Genomic DNA, 18797 nt, shown 5'->3' on the forward strand with positions numbered 1-18797 from the left:
TCCTGCCGATGCGCTGGGTCAAGGAAGAGGCGTACTTTCCCAATATCGAGGATTACATGCCCGTCCCCGACCCCGAGGCCGAAGGCATGGAGATCGCCGGATGGGAGATGGAGCCGGGCGACGCGGTGGCTTTCAACTACGGCATCCTGCACGGCGCGCGCGGCAACACGTCACCCACCCGCCGCCGGGCCTTCTCGCTCAGGCTGGTGGGCGACGATGCGCGCTATGTCGAACGCCCGGGGCGCACCTCGCCGCCCTTTCCCGATCACGACATGCAACCGGGCCAGAAACTGCGCGAGGATTGGTTCCCGACGATCTTCCCAAGGTGATCCATAGCATGTTGCGGCGAATGGGATTATGCCGACGCCCAACGAAAGGGCAGCGCCCGCCCAAAGGGCGGGCGCTGCCCGGGCTGCAAGCAGCCCGGGCGAAATGAATTCGATTGAGCGCAAAATCCTCCAAGAGCGCGCAAACCCCTTTCGCACTCAGACCTTTCGCTTGAGCAACTGCACAGAGTAATAGGACGACACCACCTCGTCCTTCTGGTTCAGGATCTCGTAGAAGAAGGTGGTCCGCCCCCGGTCGGGCCGCGATTTCGACGGCACGGATTTCACCACGCTCATCTTCACCCGCAAACTGTCGCCCGGCCGCACCGGAAGGTGCCATCGCAGCTCGTCCAGCCCCGATGCCCCCATCGAGGCGTCGCGCCACACGCCCGAATTCAGGATCAGGTCAAAGGCCACGATCAGTGTCTGGAACCCGCTGGCGATGATCCCGCCATAGATCGTGTCGGCGGCCGCTTCCTTGTCTATATGAAAAGGCTGCGGATCGTATTTGCGGGCAAATTCGATGATTTCCTCTTCGCTCAAACTCTGGCTGCCCGTCTCGTGGGTGAACCCGACCGGCAATTCATCGAAATACATCTCGCATCCTCCTGTTCCTCGCCGCCAGCTTTGCCCAAGGCCCGCGGCTGCTCAAGCCCCGGGCAATAAGCCGTTGCGTCACTTCGACCCCACCGGTAAGTAAAACCGACGCTTGGGAAAAAGGGGGCAAGGTCATGCCGGTGATCACGAATATCGACGATCTCAAGGTGCTCTATCGCCGCCGCACCCCGAAGATGTTCTATGACTATTGCGAGAGCGGAAGCTGGACCGAACAGACCTTCCGCGAGAACTCCTCCGATTTCGACGACATCTACCTGCGCCAGCGCGTCGCCGTGGACATGTCGAACCGCTCGACCTCTACGCAGATGATCGGACAGGACGTGGCGATGCCCGTGGCCCTCGCTCCCGTCGGCCTCACCGGGATGCAGCACGCCGATGGCGAGATCAAGGCCGCCCGCGCCGCCGAGGCGTTCGGCGTGCCCTTCACCCTCTCGACCATGTCGATCAACTCTATCGAGGATGTCGCCGCCGCCACCTCCAAACCCTTCTGGTTCCAGCTTTACACCATGAAGGACCAGGGCTTCGTCTCGTCCCTCATCCAGCGGGCGAAGGATGCGAATTGCTCGGCGCTCGTCATCACGCTCGACCTGCAAGTGCTGGGTCAGCGTCACAAGGACATCAAGAACGGCCTTTCCGCCCCGCCAAAGCCAACGCTGGCCAACATGATCGACCTCGCCACCAAGTGGCGCTGGGGCATGGGCATGATGAAGGCCACGCGCCGCAATTTCGGTAATATCGTGGGCCATGTCGAGGGCGTCTCCGATGCCGCCGACCTTGGCGCCTGGACGGCTGAGCAATTTGACCCGACGCTCGACTGGGACAGGGTCGCGAAGATCAAGGAAGAATGGGGCGGCAAGGTGATCCTCAAGGGCATCATCGACCCCGAGGACGCGAAAATGGCGCTTGAGGTCGGAGCCGACGCGATCGTGGTCTCGAACCACGGCGGGCGACAGCTCGACGGCGCGCTCTCCTCGATCCGCGCGCTTCCGGGCATCATGGATGCCGTGGGCGACGCCACCGAGGTCCACCTCGACAGCGGCATCCGCTCGGGCCAGGACGTCTTGAAGGCCGTCGCGATGGGCGCCAAGGGCACCTATATCGGCCGCGCCTTCGTCTATGGTCTCGGCGCGATGGGGCAGGAGGGCGTCACCAGGGCACTCGAGGTGATCCATAACGAGATGGATGTCTCGATGGCGCTTTGCGGGCACCGCCGTATCGAGGAAGTCAACCGCGACATCCTCCTGGTGCCCCAGGGGTTCGAGGGAAACTGGCAATAGGCGATGCAGATCTTCTTCAAGGAGAATCTCGCCTTCCTCGCCGTGCCGAAAACCGGCACCACCGCCTGGGAAATGGCCCTCAAGCGCCGCGCCGACATCGTGTTTTCAGGACGGCGCAAACACGCCAACGCGGCCTTCTTCCATCGCAAGCTGGCGCCTTTCCTGCAAGATGCCTATGGGCTTACCCCCGAACGCATGGCGGTGATCCGCGACCCGCTCGACCAGGCGCGCTCGTGGTATCGCTACCGCCAACGCGACGCGCTCGAAGGCTCGAAATACTCGACCCGCGGGGTCAGCTTCGACGCCTTCGCACGGGCCACGATCCAACCCGACCCGCCGCCCTTTGCCAATGTCGGCTCGCAGGGCGCCTTTCTGACCTTGAAAACCAGCCGCGAGATGCCGCTCCATCACGTTTTCGCCTACGAGGCGCAGGACGTGCTGCGCGGCTTTCTGGAAGAGCGGTTCGGCAAACAGATCAAGCCCAAGACCTACAACGTCTCCCCCCGCATCGAGGCCGAGCTTTCGCCGGAAACCGAAGCCGCCTTCCGCAAGGCCCGCGCCCTCGATTACGCGCTGCACGCGCGGGTGATCGCCGCGGGCGGGCACCTGCAGCAACTGCTCGAAACCTGAGCGCCCTAACCCCGCGCGAACACCGCCCGGATCCGCGGCCAGTAAAGCTCGACCAGCACACAGCCCGTCACCAGCATGATCGCCACCACCTGCAACCCGGTGGGCCACGAGCCCAGGATCACGATCGCCAGCGCCGCCGCGATGATCGGCTTGAGAAAGAAAAGATAGGACGCCCGCGTGATATCCGGTGCCGCCGTCAACCCACCGAACCAAAGCGCCTGGGTGATCGTCGTGTTCCACAGCGCCAGGATGATCAGCGACCACGCCGCCAGCGCCGGTTTCTCTACGATCGTCGCCGGGTTGACCCAGATGCCCCAGGCCGCGCCGACCAGCACCCAAAGCCCAACACCGCCGATCATCATGGTCAGCGCGATGATCTTCAATCCCCCGTGCCGCACCATGACCGGCTTGATCAGCACCGCGTAGAACGATCCCAGCGCGGCACAGCCCATCGCCAGCAGAACCCCCGGAAGCGTCCCGGCCTCGCCCGCCAGCGTCATCAGCGCCCCGTCGGTCAAGAGGACCGCGATGCCCAGCACCGCCAGCCCCCCGGTCACGATCTTGACCGCCCCGGGATGCACACCGTTGATCACCCAGTTGGCCAGCCCCACGAAAATCGGGATCGTGGTCGTCACCGTCGCCACCTGGATGACCGTCGCGTAATCCAGCGCCCAGTGGAAAAAGAGATAGGTGACAGTCACCCCCATCAAGGACAGCCAGACAAGGCGCAGCCCCTCCTCGCGCAGCGGCGTGATGAGGTCACGGCTGTTGCGATCCGCAAGCGCCCAGAGGATCAGCCCGAACCCGCCCAGCAGATAGCGCCATACGCTCGTCTCGGGCCCCGCCACGCCGCCCAGCTTGGCGAAGAACTCCGAACTTGCATGTCCCGCCACCCCGATCAGAACCGCCGGATAGGCCCATTTCTCGGGTATGTTCATGCCTCGATCTCCGCCCCGAACCCGGCCAGCGCCTTGGTCAGGCGCGCGGGCGCCTCCTGTGGCAGGAGGTGGCCTGCCTCTTCCCAGTCCTCGCGCCGCGCATCGGGCAGCGTGGCATAAAGCCGGTCCACCACCTCGCGATCCAGGAATACCCTGTCCTGCAACCCGGTGATCACCAGAACCGGCAGGTCGAGCGCGCCATAGTCGATCTCCCAATCGGTCGCCGCGGCGTTGCGCATCAGGTTCATGTGCCCATGCGCGGGCGGAAGCGGCGCATACTCACCCTTGAGGAAATTGCCCCGCGCCTTTTCGGCGAACTCCCCGCTCACCAGCAGGGGAAACAGCGCATCGAGGAAGAGCCCCACGCCCCCATGCGCCACGATCTGCGCCATCGCGTGGTTGACCCAGTCGATCCGCGGCCCGATCTCGCGCAGCGTGTTGAGCAGGACAAGGCCCTTTGCCTCGACCCCGTTCAGCACCGCCCGCGCCGCGTAAAGCCCACCGATCGAAAGCCCCACGAGGATTGGCGCCTCGGGTTTCACCTCGTCCAATACCCGCTCAAGGTCCGACACGATCACCGCGTCGGTCAACTCCAGGTCGGGCGAAAAGGACGACTCCGCCTGCCCCCGGAAATTCCAGCTCAACGTGCCATACCCCGCCGCCCGCAGCGCCGGGGCCACCTCGGCCTCCCAGGCCTCGGTCGATCCGGTCAGCGCATTGACGAACACGAATGTCGGCGCCCCTTCGCGGGCCGGCGCATGGTGGATATGATAAAGCGTGTCGTTTTCACCGATGGTCAGATGCATGTCTCTCTCCCTCGTATTGCACAAAGGCTAGGCCGCAACCGAGTGCTGCGCAAGCCACACCACACGCGCCAGCAGCGGCCGGGCTTGCCTGATCAGAACGCAATGACCCCGGCGGGCCCGGGCAAGGCTCAGTTCGGGGGGAGCGACCCGCCCCCATCAGGCTGCTTTCGCGACCCGCTGGAGGCACGCAGCCCGAGCAGCAGACGCCGCATCGGCCCGAAACGATGCGCCAGAACATGAAGCACGACCGGCAAGCCGAAGCCTATGATCAGCCCGCTTGTGAAGCGCAGGAGTCCTGCGTCGATCTCCAGCGATTCGAACAACCGTCGCGCCAACGAGGTGCCGAACGGGTGATAGAGGTAGATCGTGAAGGCCATCACCGCGATTCGATCACACCAGGCGATCCTCGGCGTGGCCATGTAGAGCAAGATGATCGCCCCGGCACCGGCCAACAGGCTTTGCATATCCATCCGGTTGCGCGACAGGCTCCCGGTCTCCCGGTATACCTCGAGATTGAGCCAAAGCCCCGCCGCAAGCATAACGGCCGCGGCCAGGGCCAGAAGCGCGCGCCATTCCGCCAACGCCGCGCCGTGGCGGATCAGTATCATCCCTATCAGAAAGCCGGGCGCGAGATAGACCGCCCGGGTCAATTCGAGCGCGCGGGGCGTATCGACAGCCAGATCGTGCCAAACCAGGTTGAGGATGCAGGCCGCGACCAGCAAGGGGACCGCCGCCCGGTAGCGCAACGCCGCGTCCAGCACGCTGACCGTCAGGAACAGGATCAGCAGGGCCTGCAGGAACCAGAAATGCCCATAGGACATTGCAATGGCCTCGATGAGCGGGGCGCCGGTTGAAAACGCGCCGGAAAAGACCGTGTTGCCCAGGACCCAGAAGACCAGCGACGCGATCACGCCCGGCACAACCAGCCGCCGCCCCTTGCCGAGCGTGAAGCCCGCGATGCCGTCCAGCGACAGTGGCCGCAGCGCGTAGACGGCGCCCGCGATGAAGGCGAACAGGGGCATCCGAAGGTCCCTCAGAAGATCCGCCGCGAAACGCCAGCCGGAGTTGTCGGCGACCTCCATCCCACCATCCGAATTGATCCCGATGACGTGATAGGCGACCAGAAGGACGGTCGCCAGGATACGCAAGGTGTCGATGTTCCATGTCGCTCCCATGTTCGCTGCCCCTGATGCTGTTCGCACGATTGTTCCGGCGGGGACCATAAGGCGCATGCCATGGGTGGCAAACGGTTGCGGCGGGTATTTGCCGTAATGCCGTTCCCGCCCGCGATTTGGCTGAGGGTCATCACCGCGTCAATGACCGGTTGTCCAGCGTCCGAGCAGCGTGTGCTGACCGTGGCATCGGGATGACTGATGCGATCCCGCAATGCCGGCGCGCGCTGCATTCACGATTTTCAGGCCCGCGATCGCTGCGGTGCGGCGGTGCACGTCCGGCAGCCGGGCAGCAGCCGGGAATCACCCCCGGCTTTCCGGCCCCGGCACGCGTTAACCCCGGCGTTCTGCGGCGGTGCGGCATGGCCGCCGCGTGGCCATGAAAAAACCCCCGGCGCGCATGTCGCCGGGGGTTTTCCTGTTTTCACACAATGGGTTGAGGCTTACTCGTCCCGGCTTTCAGGAGTTTCCACAAGCGTGTCGAACTCGTCTCCACCGATCACGTCATCCTCCACCGGGGCCGCCAGCGCCGCCGCAGCCTCGGCTTCTTCACGCCGCGCCTCAATGACAACATTGTCACGCTGCTGCGCAATATGCCGCACCTTCTGCGTCGCCCCCCCAGTCCCCGCCGGGATCAATCGACCGACGATGACATTTTCCTTGAGTCCCACGAGCTTATCACGTTTGCCCTGCACCGATGCTTCGGTAAGAACACGCGTCGTTTCCTGGAAGGAGGCCGCCGAAATGAACGATCGGGTTTGTAGCGAGGCCTTGGTGATACCCAAAAGGATCGGTTCCCCGTGCGCCGGACGACCACCTTTGGCCTGGGCCTTGGCGTTGGCGGCCTCGAGTTCCTGCTTGTCGACATGCTCTCCCTTGAGAAGCGTTGTTTCCCCACTATCGAGGATTTCCCACTTCTGGAGCATCTGCCGAACGATCACTTCGATGTGCTTGTCATTGATCTTCACGCCTTGCAGACGATAGACTTCCTGCACTTCGTTGATCATGTAATCGGCCAAGGCCTCGACACCCATGATCGACAGGATGTCATGCGGCGCAGGATTACCGTCCATGATGTAATCGCCCTTCTGGACATAGTCCCCTTCCTGAACGGGGATATGCTTGCCTTTGGGCACCATGTATTCGACTGGTTCCATCGTCTCGTCGGCAGGCTCGATCGTGACGCGACGCTTGTTCTTGTAGTCGCGCCCATACCGGACATAACCATCTATTTCAGCGATGATGGCGTGATCCTTGGGACGGCGCGCTTCGAACAATTCCGCCACCCGTGGCAGACCACCGGTGATGTCCTTGGTCTTGGCACCCTCTCGGGGAATCCGTGCAACGACATCACCTTCCAGAACCTGCTGTCCGTCTTCAACAGACAAGATTGCATCGACCGACATCGGATAGGTCACGGGATTGCCAGCATCGTTGCGAACCGGCTCGCCATCAGCATCCATGAGGATGATCTCGGGCTTGAGCTCATTGCCTTTTGGCGCAGCGCGCCAATCGGTCACGATCTTTTGCGTCATGCCGGTGGCATCATCCGTCTCGTCCCGGACCGAAACACCCGTGGTCAGGTCGACCAATTTGGCGGTCCCAGCCTTTTCGGCAATAATGGGCAACGTGTAGGGATCCCATTCAAAGAGCTTGTCGCCGCGCGAGATCTGGTCACCCTCCTTGACAAAGAGCTTGGAACCATAGCCCAGCTTGTGACTTGCACGCTCAATGCCGTCTTCACCACGGATGATCAACTTCATGTTGCGCCCCATGACGAGTGGCTCGCCCGACTGGTTTTCGAGGATCTGCGCGTTCTCGAATGCGATGATCCCTTCCTGGCTGGCCTCAAGAAACGATTGCTGACCGCCCTGAGCCACGCCACCGATATGGAAGGTCCGCATCGTGAGCTGAGTGCCAGGTTCCCCGATAGACTGCGCTGCAATGATACCCACCGCTTCGCCGACGTTGACCAATGTTCCGCGCGCAAGATCACGCCCGTAACACATGGCGCAAACCCCATCTTCGGCTTCGCAAGTCAGCGGGGAGCGAATGCGTGCCGATTGAACCCCTGCTTCCTCGACCATGTCCGCCAGGCGCTCGTCTATCAGCGTGTCCTTGGGCACGATGATCTCGTCCGTTCCCGGTACATGTATATCATCGACCGTGAAACGCCCGAGGATTCGTTCGCCAAGCGATGCAATGACCTCACCGTCGTTAACTGCAGGTTCTGCTGTGATCCCGTTTTCGGTGCCGCAGTCATGCTCCCGCACGATGCAGTCCTGTGCAACGTCAACCAGCCGCCGCGTCAGATAGCCCGAATTCGCCGTTTTCAGAGCGGTATCGGAAAGACCCTTTCGCGCGCCGTGGGTCGAGTTGAAATACTCGAGAACCGTCAGACCTTCCTTGAAGTTCGAGATGATCGGCGTTTCGATGATATCGCCGTTCGGCTTGGCCATCAGGCCACGCATTCCGCCCAACTGTTTCATCTGCGTGACAGACCCCCGGGCGCCCGAGTGGGCCATCATGTAAACCGAGTTCGGCTCTTGTTCAGCCCCGGCTCCGTCACGGTTCTCGGCCGAAATGGTCGCCATCATTGCGTCGGTGACTTTATCGTTACATTTCGACCATGCATCAACGACCTTGTTGTATTTTTCACCCTGAGTGATCAGGCCGTCCATGTATTGTTGTTCAAATTCCTTGACCTGCTCGCGTGCATCTTCAACGAGCGTCCATTTGCTGTCCGGAATGACCATGTCATCCTTGCCAAAGGAAATTCCGGCTCGGAACGCCTCGCGGAACCCCATGGTCATGATTTGATCGCAAAAAATGACGCTCTCTTTTTGACCACAATAGCGGTAGACCGAGTCGATGACTTGCTGCACTTCCTTCTTGCGCAGAAGCCTGTTGACCAGATCGAATGGCGCCTTGGCATTTATCGGCAGCAGGGCGCCAAGACGAACCCGGCCCGGCGTCGTCTCGTAGCGCTTCATCACGGTTTCACCGGTTTCGGCATCCACTTGGGGGATGCGGGCCGTGATCTTGGCATGAAGATGCACCGCACCCGAGTCGAGTGCATATTGCACCTCATCGACGGAAGAGAAGACCATGCCTTCTCCCTTCATGCCCTCACGCTCGATCGTTGTGTAGTAGAGACCAAGGATCATGTCCTGCGACGGCACGATGATGGGGGCACCGTTTGCAGGTGAAAGCACGTTGTTCGTCGACATCATGAGGACGCGCGCTTCGAGCTGTGCTTCAAGCGAAAGCGGGACGTGGACAGCCATCTGGTCGCCGTCGAAATCTGCATTGAAGGCCGAGCAAACCAGCGGGTGAAGCTGGATGGCCTTGCCTTCGATCAGGATCGGTTCAAACGCCTGAATGCCAAGACGGTGCAGCGTTGGCGCGCGGTTCAACATCACGGGATGTTCGCGAATGACCTCATCGAGAATGTCCCAAACCTCGGGACGTTCCTTCTCAACGAGCTTCTTGGCCTGTTTGACCGTACTGGACAGCCCCTTTGCCTCCAGCCGCGAGTAGATGAACGGCTTGAAGAGTTCGAGCGCCATCTTCTTGGGCAACCCGCATTGATGAAGCTTCAACTCCGGACCCGTCACGATCACGGAACGGCCTGAAAAATCGACGCGTTTACCCAACAGGTTCTGGCGGAAGCGACCCTGCTTGCCCTTGAGCATATCCGAAAGCGATTTGAGTGGACGCTTGTTTGCGCCCGTGATGACCCGGCCGCGGCGACCATTGTCAAACAGTGCATCAACCGATTCCTGCAGCATCCGCTTTTCGTTGCGCACGATGATATCGGGCGCGCGCAGTTCGATAAGCCGCTTTAGGCGATTGTTGCGGTTGATCACACGACGATAGAGGTCGTTCAGGTCCGAAGTGGCGAAACGGCCGCCATCAAGCGGCACAAGCGGACGCAACTCGGGTGGAATGACCGGGATGACCGTCATGATCATCCATTCCGGACGATTGCCGCTTTCAAGGAAGCTCTCCACCACCTTCAGACGCTTGATGATCTTCTTGGGCTTCAATTCACCGGTTGCCTCTGCCAACTCGGCACGCAGACGCTCGGCCTCGGACTCAAGGTCGATCTGAGCCAACATTTCCCGGATCGCCTCGGCCCCGATGTTGGCGGTGAACGCATCCATGCCGTAATGGTCCTGGGCGTCCATGAATTCTTCCTCGGTCAACATCTGGCCGTAGGTAAGATCGGTCAGGCCCGGTTCGATCACCACGTAATTCTCGAAATAAAGCACGCGTTCCAGATCGCGCAGAGTCATGTCGAGCATGAGTCCGATCCTGCTGGGCAGCGACTTGAGGAACCAGATATGCGCCACGGGCGCAGCCAGTTCGATATGGCCCATGCGCTCGCGGCGCACTTTCTGAAGGGTCACCTCGACGCCGCATTTCTCGCAGACGACGCCACGATACTTCATGCGCTTATACTTGCCGCACAGGCATTCGTAGTCCTTGATCGGCCCGAAAATCCGGGCACAGAAAAGCCCGTCACGCTCAGGTTTGAAGGTCCGATAGTTGATCGTCTCGGGCTTCTTGATCTCGCCGTAGGACCAGCTCAGAATCCGCTCGGGACTGGCCAGTGATACCTTGATTTCGTCAAAGACCTTCGTCGGGGTCAGCGGGTTGAACGGGTTGTTGGTCAGTTCCTGGTTCATTTTGATATCCTCATACGTGCGTTGGAAGGAGCCTGATTTTTCTACGAAAAATCAAATCCTTAATCCTCTTCCTCCGCATCCAGGAGTTCCATGTTGAGGCCGAGACCGCGGACTTCCTTCACGAGAACGTTGAAACTCTCAGGTACACCGGCCTCGAAATTGTCCTCGCCCTTGACGATCGACTCGTAGACCTTGGTGCGGCCCGCCACGTCATCCGATTTCACCGTCAGCATCTCTTGCAGGGTGTAAGCGGCGCCGTAAGCCTCGAGCGCCCAGACCTCCATCTCCCCGAGACGCTGACCACCGAACTGCGCCTTACCGCCCAGCGGCTGCTGGGTAACGAGGCTGTAGGGGCCGGTGGAACGTGCGTGAATCTTCTCGTCAACAAGGTGGTGCAGCTTGAGCATGTATTTCACGCCAACTGTCACCGGTCGCGCGAATGCCTCGCCGGTACGACCATCATAGACGATCGACTGCCCACTGGAATCGAGACCGGCCCGCACTAAGGCATCGTTGATGTTTTCTTCCCGGGCGCCGTCGAAGACCGGGGTCGCGATGTGCATGCCACCGGTGGCATTTCCAGCAACGCTGACCAATTCGTCTTCTTCCATGGCAGCGATGCCTTCCTCGTAAACATCATCTCCATAGGCATTGCGCATCGCATCACGCAACGGTGTCATATCACCAGAGCGTCGATATTCAGCAAGTGCTGCATCAATCTTGGAACCCAGGGTCCGGCAAGCCCAGCCCATATGGGTCTCAAGGATCTGTCCGACATTCATCCGGCTTGGCACGCCAAGGGGATTGAGGCAGATATCGACCGTCGTCCCGTCGGCGAGGAAAGGCATGTCTTCCATCGGGACAACCTTGGAAATGACGCCCTTGTTGCCGTGACGGCCGGCCATCTTGTCACCGGGCTGCAGCTTGCGCTTCACCGCGATGAACACCTTGACCATCTTCATCACCCCGGGCGGAAGATCATCGCCACGTCGCACCTTCTCGACCTTGTCCTCGAACCTCGCGTCGAGCATGCGCTTCTGCGCTTCGTATTGCTCATGCAGGGCTTCGACGATCTGGGCGTCCTTCTCGTCCTTCAAAGCCAACTGCCACCACTGGCCACGGGTCAGGGTTTCGAGGAGTTCCTCGGTGATCTCGGAATTCGCCTTGACGCCTTTCGGGCCTTTCACGGCAACCTTGCCAAGGATCAGCGACTTGAGGCGCGCGTAGATGTTGCGATCCAGAATGGCGAGTTCGTCGTCGCGGTCACGGGCCAGGCGCTCGACCTCTTCACGTTCGATCTGAAGCGCACGTTCGTCCTTTTCCACGCCATGCCGGTTGAACACCCGCACTTCGACAACCGTGCCAAAATCGCCAGGTTTGACCCTGAGAGACGTATCGCGCACGTCGGATGCCTTTTCGCCAAAGATGGCACGAAGCAGCTTTTCCTCAGGCGTCATTGGGCTTTCACCCTTTGGCGTGATCTTGCCAACAAGAATGTCACCCGGCTCGACCTCTGCACCGATATAGACGATGCCCGCCTCATCGAGGTTGCGCAGCGCCTCTTCGCCGACATTCGGGATGTCTCGGGTTATCTCTTCCGGACCCAGCTTGGTATCCCGGGCCGCCACTTCGAATTCCTCGATATGGATCGACGTGAACACATCGTCGCGCACGATCCGCTCGGAGATAAGGATGGAATCCTCATAGTTGTAGCCGTTCCACGGCATGAAGGCGACGATCACGTTCCTTCCCACGGCCAACTCGCCCATATCGGTTGCAGGGCCATCGGCGATAACCTCGCCCGTCTGGACCGTATCACCGACCTTCACCAAGGGCCGCTGGTTGATACTGCTGTTCTGGTTGGAGCGCTGGAACTTGCGCATCCGATAGATATCAACACCGGCATCGCCAAGTGCCAGATCCTCGGTGGCGCGGATCACGATCCGCTGCGCATCCACCTGGTCGATGATCCCGGCCCGCCGCGCCGTGATGGCAGCACCCGAGTCGACGGCAACCTTGCCCTCGATCCCGGTCCCGACCAGCGGCGCCTCGGTCTTGATCAGAGGCAGGGCCTGCCGCATCATGTTGGCGCCCATGAGTGCGCGGTTTGCGTCGTCGTTTTCCAGGAATGGAATGAGCGAGGCGGCCACGGAAACGAGTTGTTTCGGACTCACGTCGATCAGGTCCACACTCTCGCGCGGGGCCAGTGTGTACTCACCCGCCTGCCGAGTGTTGACCATCTCGTTGATCAGCCGTCCTTCCTCATCAAGGGTCGCGTTGGCCTGTGCGATCACGTGACGCGCCTCTTCGGTGGCGGACATATAGACGACCTCGTCAGTCACCTGCGCGTCAACCACCCGGCGATAGGCCGTTTCGATGAAGCCGTATTTGTTGACCCGCGCAAATGTCGCAAGACTGTTGATGAGGCCAATGTTCTGACCTTCCGGCGTTTCGATCGGGCACATCCGGCCATAGTGGGTCGGGTGAACGTCGCGCACTTCAAAGCCCGCACGCTCACGGGTCAGCCCCCCCGGGCCGAGCGCCGAAAGGCGGCGCTTGTGAGTGACTTCCGAAAGCGGGTTGGTCTGGTCCATGAATTGTGAGAGTTGCGACGAGCCGAAGAACTCGCGCACGGCGGCGGCCGCGGGCTTGGCATTGATCAGGTCCTGTGGCATGACCGTGTCGATCTCGACGCTGGACATACGTTCCTTGATCGCGCGTTCCATACGCAGAAGGCCCACGCGATACTGGTTCTCCATCAATTCGCCGACTGACCGCACCCGGCGATTGCCGAGGTGGTCGATGTCGTCGATATCGCCCTTGCCATCACGCAATTCTGTCAACGCCTTGATACAGGCAACGATATCCTCGCGGTCAAGTGTCCGTTGCGTGTCCGGCTTGTCGAGAGCGAGACGCATGTTCATCTTGACCCGGCCGACAGCGGAAAGGTCGTATCGCTCGCTGTCGAAAAACAACGTGTCGAACAGGGCCGATGCGGCCTCTTCGGTCGGCGGCTCTCCCGGGCGCATCACGCGATAGATGTCCATGAGTGCGGATTCGCGGTTCATGTTCTTGTCCATCGCCATGGTGTTGCGAATGTACGAGCCGACATTGATGTTATCGATGTCGAGCACCGGAATCTCCGAGATACCGGCATCCAGCAATTCCTTAAGAGTGCCGCCGATGATCTCGCCATCCTTGTCACGCTCGAGGGTCAACTCATCCCCGGCCTCGACATAGATCGCGCCGTTTTCCTCGTTGATGATGTCCTTGGCAACGAATTTTCCGACGATGTTCTCGAACGGCACGAGGAGATCGGTGATCGCGCCCTCGTCAATGATCTTCTTGACCGCGCGTGGCGTCACCTTCTTGCCGGCTTCGGCAATGATCTCACCCGTCTTGGCATCGACCAGATCGAAGGGCGGCCGGGTCCCGCGCACACGTTCCGGGAAGAACTTGGTGACCCACCCGTTGTCCTTCTTTCGAAGCTTGTAGGTGATGGTGTCATAGTAGGCATCCATGATCGCCTCCTGATCCATGCCGAGGGCATAGAGCAGGGTCGTCACCGGCAGTTTACGGCGGCGGTCAATCCGCGCATAAACGACGTCCTTGGCATCGAATTCGAAGTCCAGCCACGAGCCACGATAGGGAATGATACGGCAGGCAAAGAGCAACTTGCCCGACGAATGGGTCTTGCCCTTGTCGTGATCAAAGAACACACCGGGCGACCGATGCATCTGGGACACGATGACACGTTCTGTCCCGTTCACGACGAACGTGCCGTTCGGGGTCATGAGCGGCATATCGCCCATGAAAACATCCTGTTCCTTGATGTCTTTCACGCTGCGCGCGCCGGTATCCTCGTTCACATCGAAAACGATCAGCCGCAGCGTCACCTTGAGCGGCGCGCTGTAGGTCATGTCGCGCTGCATGCATTCCTCGACATCGTATTTCGGCTGTTCAAGTTCGTAATCAACAAACTCTAGAACCGAGCTCTCGTGAAAATCCTTGATCGGGAAGACCGACTGGAATACGCCTTTGATGCCCTCGCCATCCTGCGGGATCTCCTGATCACCGGATTTCAGGAACAGATCGTAAGAGCTTTTCTGCACTTCGATCAGGTTCGGCATTTCCAGGACTTCACGGATCTTGCCGTAATACTTGCGCAAACGTTTCTGGCCAAGGAAGGTTTGTGCCATGAGCGATGTCACCTTTCGTTTCTCGCAGGGGAGCACACCGTCGGGCCACGGCGGCCTGTCCATCAGAGATGGCTGGTTCGGATCAATTCATGGCCACCGACCCAAGGTGACCTCCCGATCCGTGAACCAGACCTTAGAAAACGCCCCGAACAGGGCCCTTGCTAAGACAGGTTCGGCTGGACCCGGCGTCACCGGGTCCAGCCTCGAAATCCCCCGGACCCCCGGGCGATAAGGATTACTTGAGTTCGACTTCCGCGCCAGCCGCTTCCAGCTTGCCCTTGATGTCCTCGGCCTCGTCTTTCGAGACTTGCTCCTTGACGGCCTTGCCACCGGCTTCGACCAGTTCCTTGGCTTCCTTGAGGCCAAGACCCGTGATCGCGCGGACTTCCTTGATGACGTTGATTTTCGAGGCGCCGGGGCTGACGAGGATAACGTCAAACTCGGTTTGCTCTTCTTCAGCCGCACCACCGGCGTCGCCGCCAGCAGGCCCTGCCATCATGACCGCGCCACCGGCTGCGGGCTCGATGCCATACTCGTCTTTCAGGATGGTTTTCAGTTCTTGTGCTTCGAGAAGCGTCAATCCGACGATCTCTTCTGCCAGTTTCTTCAGATCAGCCATTTTACTTGCTTTCCGTTCTTTGGTTTGTGTTCCAACGTGCGAGGTGACACTCCACGCCAGTCATGAGGTTGCTCACGCGGCCTTCTCTTCGATAGTCGAGAGAATGGAAGCGATATTCGAAGCAGGGGCGCCAATTGCACCGGCAATGTTCGAAGCGGGTGCGCCAATCATGCCCGCAATCGTCGCGATAAGCTCATCGCGCGAAGGCATTTTCGACACGGCTTCGACACCGGCCCGGTCGAGCGCGTTCTCACCCATTGCCCCGCCAAGAATTTCGAAATTCTTGTTATCCTTGGCGAAATCTTCAGCGACCTTGGCAGCTGCCACAGGGTCTTCCGAATAGGTCAGAACGGTCATGCCCGTGAGGTATTCGGCCATGCTTGCGCAGGGCTTGCCCTCGAGGGCGATCTTGGCGAGCCTGTTCTTGGCGACACGGACCGACGACTCGGCCGCGCGGGCGCGGGCACGAAGATCCTGCATCTCGGCAACCGTGAGACCGGCGTAGTGGGCAACCACTACGACGCCAGAGCTTTCGAAGATCTGGCCGAGTTCCTCGACCACTTTCTCTTTCTGGGCTCTATCCACAGTTTCACTCCAGTTATGGAAGGCTTTCAAGACCCTCCGGCTCGTGTTTCACCGGGCCAAAACCCGGCAATCGGGTCCTTACGGGTCCGTTCCAAGTCGCCCCGGGACGCGGCCACGCAGACCACCCGAAGAAATCTGGTCTTTCCCGTCTCAGGCAGGATTTATTGCTATTGCAACCCACCGTCTCGGACGAATCGACAGGCCGCCACGACGGAATCGGGCGACCTGACGACGCGCTGTTTAGAGGGAAATTCCGGCAGGGGCAAGAGGTCACATCCAATTATCGCTCGAATGGCCCGACCTCGTCCTTCATCGGCAAGGAGGAACGAAAAAAGGCGGTACAGGGGCCGCCTTTCTCAATCGGTCTTCCAGCCGGATCAATTCCCGGTCGCGCTGTCCACATCTACGGAAACGCCCGGGCTCATGGTCGAAGAAACCGCGATCTTTTTCATGTAAGACCCCTTCGCACCTGCCGGTTTGGCCTTCGCGACAGCATCGATGAAGGCTCGGATGTTCTCCACCAGCTTGGCCTCGTCAAAGCTGAGTTTACCGACCCCGGCATGCACGATGCCGGCCTTTTCGGCCTTGAACTGGACTTGGCCACCCTTGGCGGACTTCACAGCTTCGGCCACGTCCATCGTAACCGTTCCGACCTTCGGGTTCGGCATCAGGTTGCGCGGGCCCAGCACCTTGCCCAGCCGGCCGACGATCGGCATCATGTCGGGCGTGGCGATACAGCGATCAAACTCTATCTTGCCACCCTGAATCGTCTCCATCAGGTCCTCGGCCCCCACGATGTCCGCACCGGCCTCCTTGGCCTCGTCGGCCTTGGGGCCGCGGGCGAAGACTGCAACGCGCACATCCTTGCCGGTGCCATTCGGCAAACCGACGACACCACGCACCATTTGATCGGCATGGCGCGGATCGACGCCCAAATTCATCGCGACCTCTACCGTTTCATCGAACTTAGCCGAAGCGTTTGCCTTGATCAGCGCGACGGCTTCCTCGACCGTGACATTCTCCTTGCCGGCGAATGCCTCACGGGCGGCTTTCATGCGTTTTCCGAGTTTTGCCATCTTACTTCACCTCGATGCCCATGGAGTTGGCCGAACCAACAATGATCTTCATCGCGGCTTCGATATCGGTCGCGTTGAGGTCTTTCATCTTTGCCTCGGCGATCTCGCGCACCTGCTTGACCGTCACGGTGCCCACCGTCTCACGCGAGGGGGTCTTGGCACCGGATTTCAGCTTGGCGGCCTTTTTCAGGTAATAGGACGCCGGGGGCGTCTTGATGTCCATGGAAAAGGACTTGTCCTGATAATAGGTGATCACGGTAGGACATGGTGCGCCAGGCTCCATGTCTGCAGTCTTGGCATTGAACGCCTTGCAGAATTCCATGATGTTGATACCGCGCTGACCCAGCGCCGGACCGACCGGCGGAGAGGGGTTCGCTTGTCCGGCGGGGACCTGAAGCTTCATGGTCCCGGCAAGTTTCTTGGCCATTGGCCTTTCTCCTTTTCAACGCCCCACGAACGCGTTCGCGGAGCTTCTTGCGTTGCGTGGTCCGGTTTGCACGGCGCGCCGCGCTCGCCTCCCACGTATGAGCGGGGCCAACCCCCGCAAGACAGGCACATGCCTGCCGTCGCGCCGGTCAGCCCTGTTTGGTGACCTGCGTGAATTCCAGCTCAACCGGCGTTTCCCGGCCAAAGATCGACACCGTCACCTTGAGGCGCTGGTTGTCGTCGTCCACTTCCTCGACCATGCCATCAAAATCCTCGAACGGGCCGTCGTTGACCTTGACCTTCTCGCCTACCTCGAAGGAAACGAGCGTCCGCGGCGCCTCTTCACCTTCGGCGACGCGGCCCAGGATCGCCTCGACCTCCGCATCGCGCATCGGCATCGGGCGACCCTGGGGACCAAGAAAGCCGGTGACACGGTTGATGCCGTTGATCAGGTGGTAGCCCTTGTCGGACATTTCCATGTGCACGAGCACATAACCCGGCATGAAACGGCGCTCGGCTGTCACCTTCTTGCCCCGGCGCACCTCGATCACCTCTTCGGTGGGCACCAGAACCTCGTCGATCTGGTCCTCAAGCCCCTCTTCGGCAGCAAGCTGCCTGATCTGCTCGGCGATCTTCTTTTCGAAATTCGAAAGGACGCTAACCGAATACCACCGTTTCGCCATCTGCGTTTCGATCCTGTCTCTCGCCGACGGAGCCGCCGATCATATTTCACGATGCGCGGATTGATCCACGCGGTTCCCGCAACAAAAATCGGCGTGCAACACGAATCGCAGCACGCCATGTAAGGGAATGAGAGGTCACCTACCCCCATGCCCCCTTGATTTCAAGTGCCGTTCACGGATTTTGTTCCCAGCGCCAACCGCACTCTAATCAGGTGTCAAACACCCCATGCGCAGGGCTTGACCTCCGTTCCGGCCGAAACCAGGCCTTATCCAAAGAAGTTCAAGATACCCTGCAATCCACTGCGGATGAGCAAATCGACCAGAGCAAAGAAAACCGCCGTCAATGCCGCCATGATGAAGACCATAACGGTCGTCAGAGCCACCTCACGGCGTGTCGGCCACACCACCTTGGCGACCTCGGCGCGAACCTGCTGAATGAACTGAAGAGGGTTGGTGCGGGCCATGGCGATTTCTTTCCTGACTGTCCGCGCGTCACATACGCGGGTGCACGGTTGAATTCAACCCCGATGGCGGCGTTGCGACAGTATCAAGTGGCATCAGCCCGGACCGCCCCTTGACGCGCCTCCGAAATGGCCCGGATCACGCTGCCGCTCTGCGGCAAGGCGATCAAAGGGATCGGGGCGGCCTTCGAGGTCTGCGTCGGTCTGCGCTGTCGCACCGAACTGCGGCACGTCGACCCCGCCACGCCACTTCTCCGGCAGTTTCTGCACCAATCGCGAGAGTTGCCGTG

General features: G+C 60.4%; 16 protein-coding genes. 3 read left to right on the forward strand and 13 right to left on the reverse strand.

The annotated features are described in order from the left end of the window. Positions 1-329, forward strand: a 329-nt coding sequence (locus ACESL9_RS12430) for a phytanoyl-CoA dioxygenase family protein (RefSeq protein WP_372674910.1), incomplete at its 5' end; no start/stop codon positions are given. A gap of 156 nt (positions 330-485) precedes the next feature. Here ACESL9_RS12430 and ACESL9_RS12435 read toward each other — a convergent pair. After that, positions 486-923 carry a MaoC family dehydratase gene (locus ACESL9_RS12435; protein ID WP_372613182.1) on the reverse strand — a complete coding sequence of 146 codons (438 nt, stop codon included), beginning with the start codon at positions 921-923 and terminating at the stop codon, positions 486-488. 134 nt (positions 924-1057) lie between these two features. On the opposite strand from ACESL9_RS12435, the gene ACESL9_RS12440 reads away from it, so the two are divergent. Together ACESL9_RS12440 and ACESL9_RS12445 are read left to right on the forward strand one after the other, a co-directional pair. After that, positions 1058-2221, forward strand: a complete 1164-nt coding sequence (locus ACESL9_RS12440; protein ID WP_372674911.1) for an L-lactate dehydrogenase — start codon at positions 1058-1060, stop codon at positions 2219-2221. Between the two features lie 3 nt (positions 2222-2224). After that, entirely contained in the window at positions 2225-2851 is a 627-nt protein-coding gene (locus ACESL9_RS12445) for a hypothetical protein (RefSeq protein ID WP_372674912.1), read from the forward strand. 5 nt (positions 2852-2856) lie between these two features. Here the strand turns inward: ACESL9_RS12445 and ACESL9_RS12450 are convergent, their stop codons facing one another. From ACESL9_RS12450 to ACESL9_RS12505, 12 genes are all read right to left on the reverse strand, one after another. Continuing rightward, positions 2857-3789 carry a DMT family transporter gene (locus ACESL9_RS12450; RefSeq protein ID WP_372613188.1) on the reverse strand — a complete coding sequence of 311 codons (933 nt, stop codon included), beginning with the start codon at positions 3787-3789 and terminating at the stop codon, positions 2857-2859. Next, a complete protein-coding gene (locus tag ACESL9_RS12455; RefSeq protein WP_372613190.1) occupies positions 3786-4595 on the reverse strand; it encodes an alpha/beta fold hydrolase in 810 nt (269 codons plus the stop codon). Before ACESL9_RS12455 ends, ACESL9_RS12450 begins: the two co-directional genes overlap by 4 nt. Positions 4596-4723: 128 nt before the next feature. Next, a complete protein-coding gene (locus ACESL9_RS12460; protein ID WP_372613192.1) occupies positions 4724-5770 on the reverse strand; it encodes an acyltransferase family protein in 1047 nt (348 codons plus the stop codon). A 440-nt stretch (positions 5771-6210) separates the two neighbouring features. Beyond that, on the reverse strand, positions 6211-10458 hold the full coding sequence (gene rpoC, locus ACESL9_RS12465) for a DNA-directed RNA polymerase subunit beta' (protein WP_372674913.1): 4248 nt from the start codon (positions 10456-10458) through the stop codon (positions 6211-6213). 59 nt (positions 10459-10517) lie between these two features. Continuing rightward, positions 10518-14657, reverse strand: a complete 4140-nt coding sequence (gene rpoB / locus ACESL9_RS12470; RefSeq protein ID WP_372613196.1) for a DNA-directed RNA polymerase subunit beta — start codon at positions 14655-14657, stop codon at positions 10518-10520. Between the two features lie 235 nt (positions 14658-14892). Beyond that, on the reverse strand, positions 14893-15276 hold the full coding sequence (gene rplL, locus ACESL9_RS12475; protein ID WP_111365678.1) for a 50S ribosomal protein L7/L12: 384 nt from the start codon (positions 15274-15276) through the stop codon (positions 14893-14895). A 72-nt stretch (positions 15277-15348) separates the two neighbouring features. Then, complete coding sequence (rplJ, locus tag ACESL9_RS12480; protein ID WP_372613198.1) at positions 15349-15861, reverse strand: 50S ribosomal protein L10; 513 nt, start codon at positions 15859-15861, stop codon at positions 15349-15351. A 377-nt stretch (positions 15862-16238) separates the two neighbouring features. Beyond that, the gene (gene rplA, locus ACESL9_RS12485; protein WP_372613200.1) at positions 16239-16937 is read right to left on the reverse strand and encodes a 50S ribosomal protein L1; all 699 of its coding nucleotides are present in this window, start codon (positions 16935-16937) and stop codon (positions 16239-16241) included. Between the two features lies 1 nt (position 16938). Then, positions 16939-17364 (reverse strand): 50S ribosomal protein L11, encoded by a 426-nt coding sequence (gene rplK / locus ACESL9_RS12490; protein ID WP_372613202.1) that lies wholly within the window; start codon positions 17362-17364, stop codon positions 16939-16941. A 148-nt stretch (positions 17365-17512) separates the two neighbouring features. Then, positions 17513-18046, reverse strand: coding sequence for a transcription termination/antitermination protein NusG (gene nusG, locus ACESL9_RS12495; RefSeq protein ID WP_372613204.1), 534 nt, complete (start codon positions 18044-18046; stop codon positions 17513-17515). A gap of 266 nt (positions 18047-18312) precedes the next feature. Then, positions 18313-18510: a preprotein translocase subunit SecE gene (secE, locus tag ACESL9_RS12500; protein ID WP_372613206.1), complete on the reverse strand. Its 198-nt coding sequence runs from the start codon at positions 18508-18510 to the stop codon at positions 18313-18315. A gap of 93 nt (positions 18511-18603) precedes the next feature. After that, on the reverse strand, positions 18604-18797 hold a 194-nt coding region (locus ACESL9_RS12505; protein ID WP_372674914.1), incomplete at its 5' end, for a hypothetical protein.

The sequence above is a fragment of the Aquicoccus sp. genome (assembly GCF_041686535.1).
GTDB lineage: Bacteria > Pseudomonadota > Alphaproteobacteria > Rhodobacterales > Rhodobacteraceae > Aquicoccus.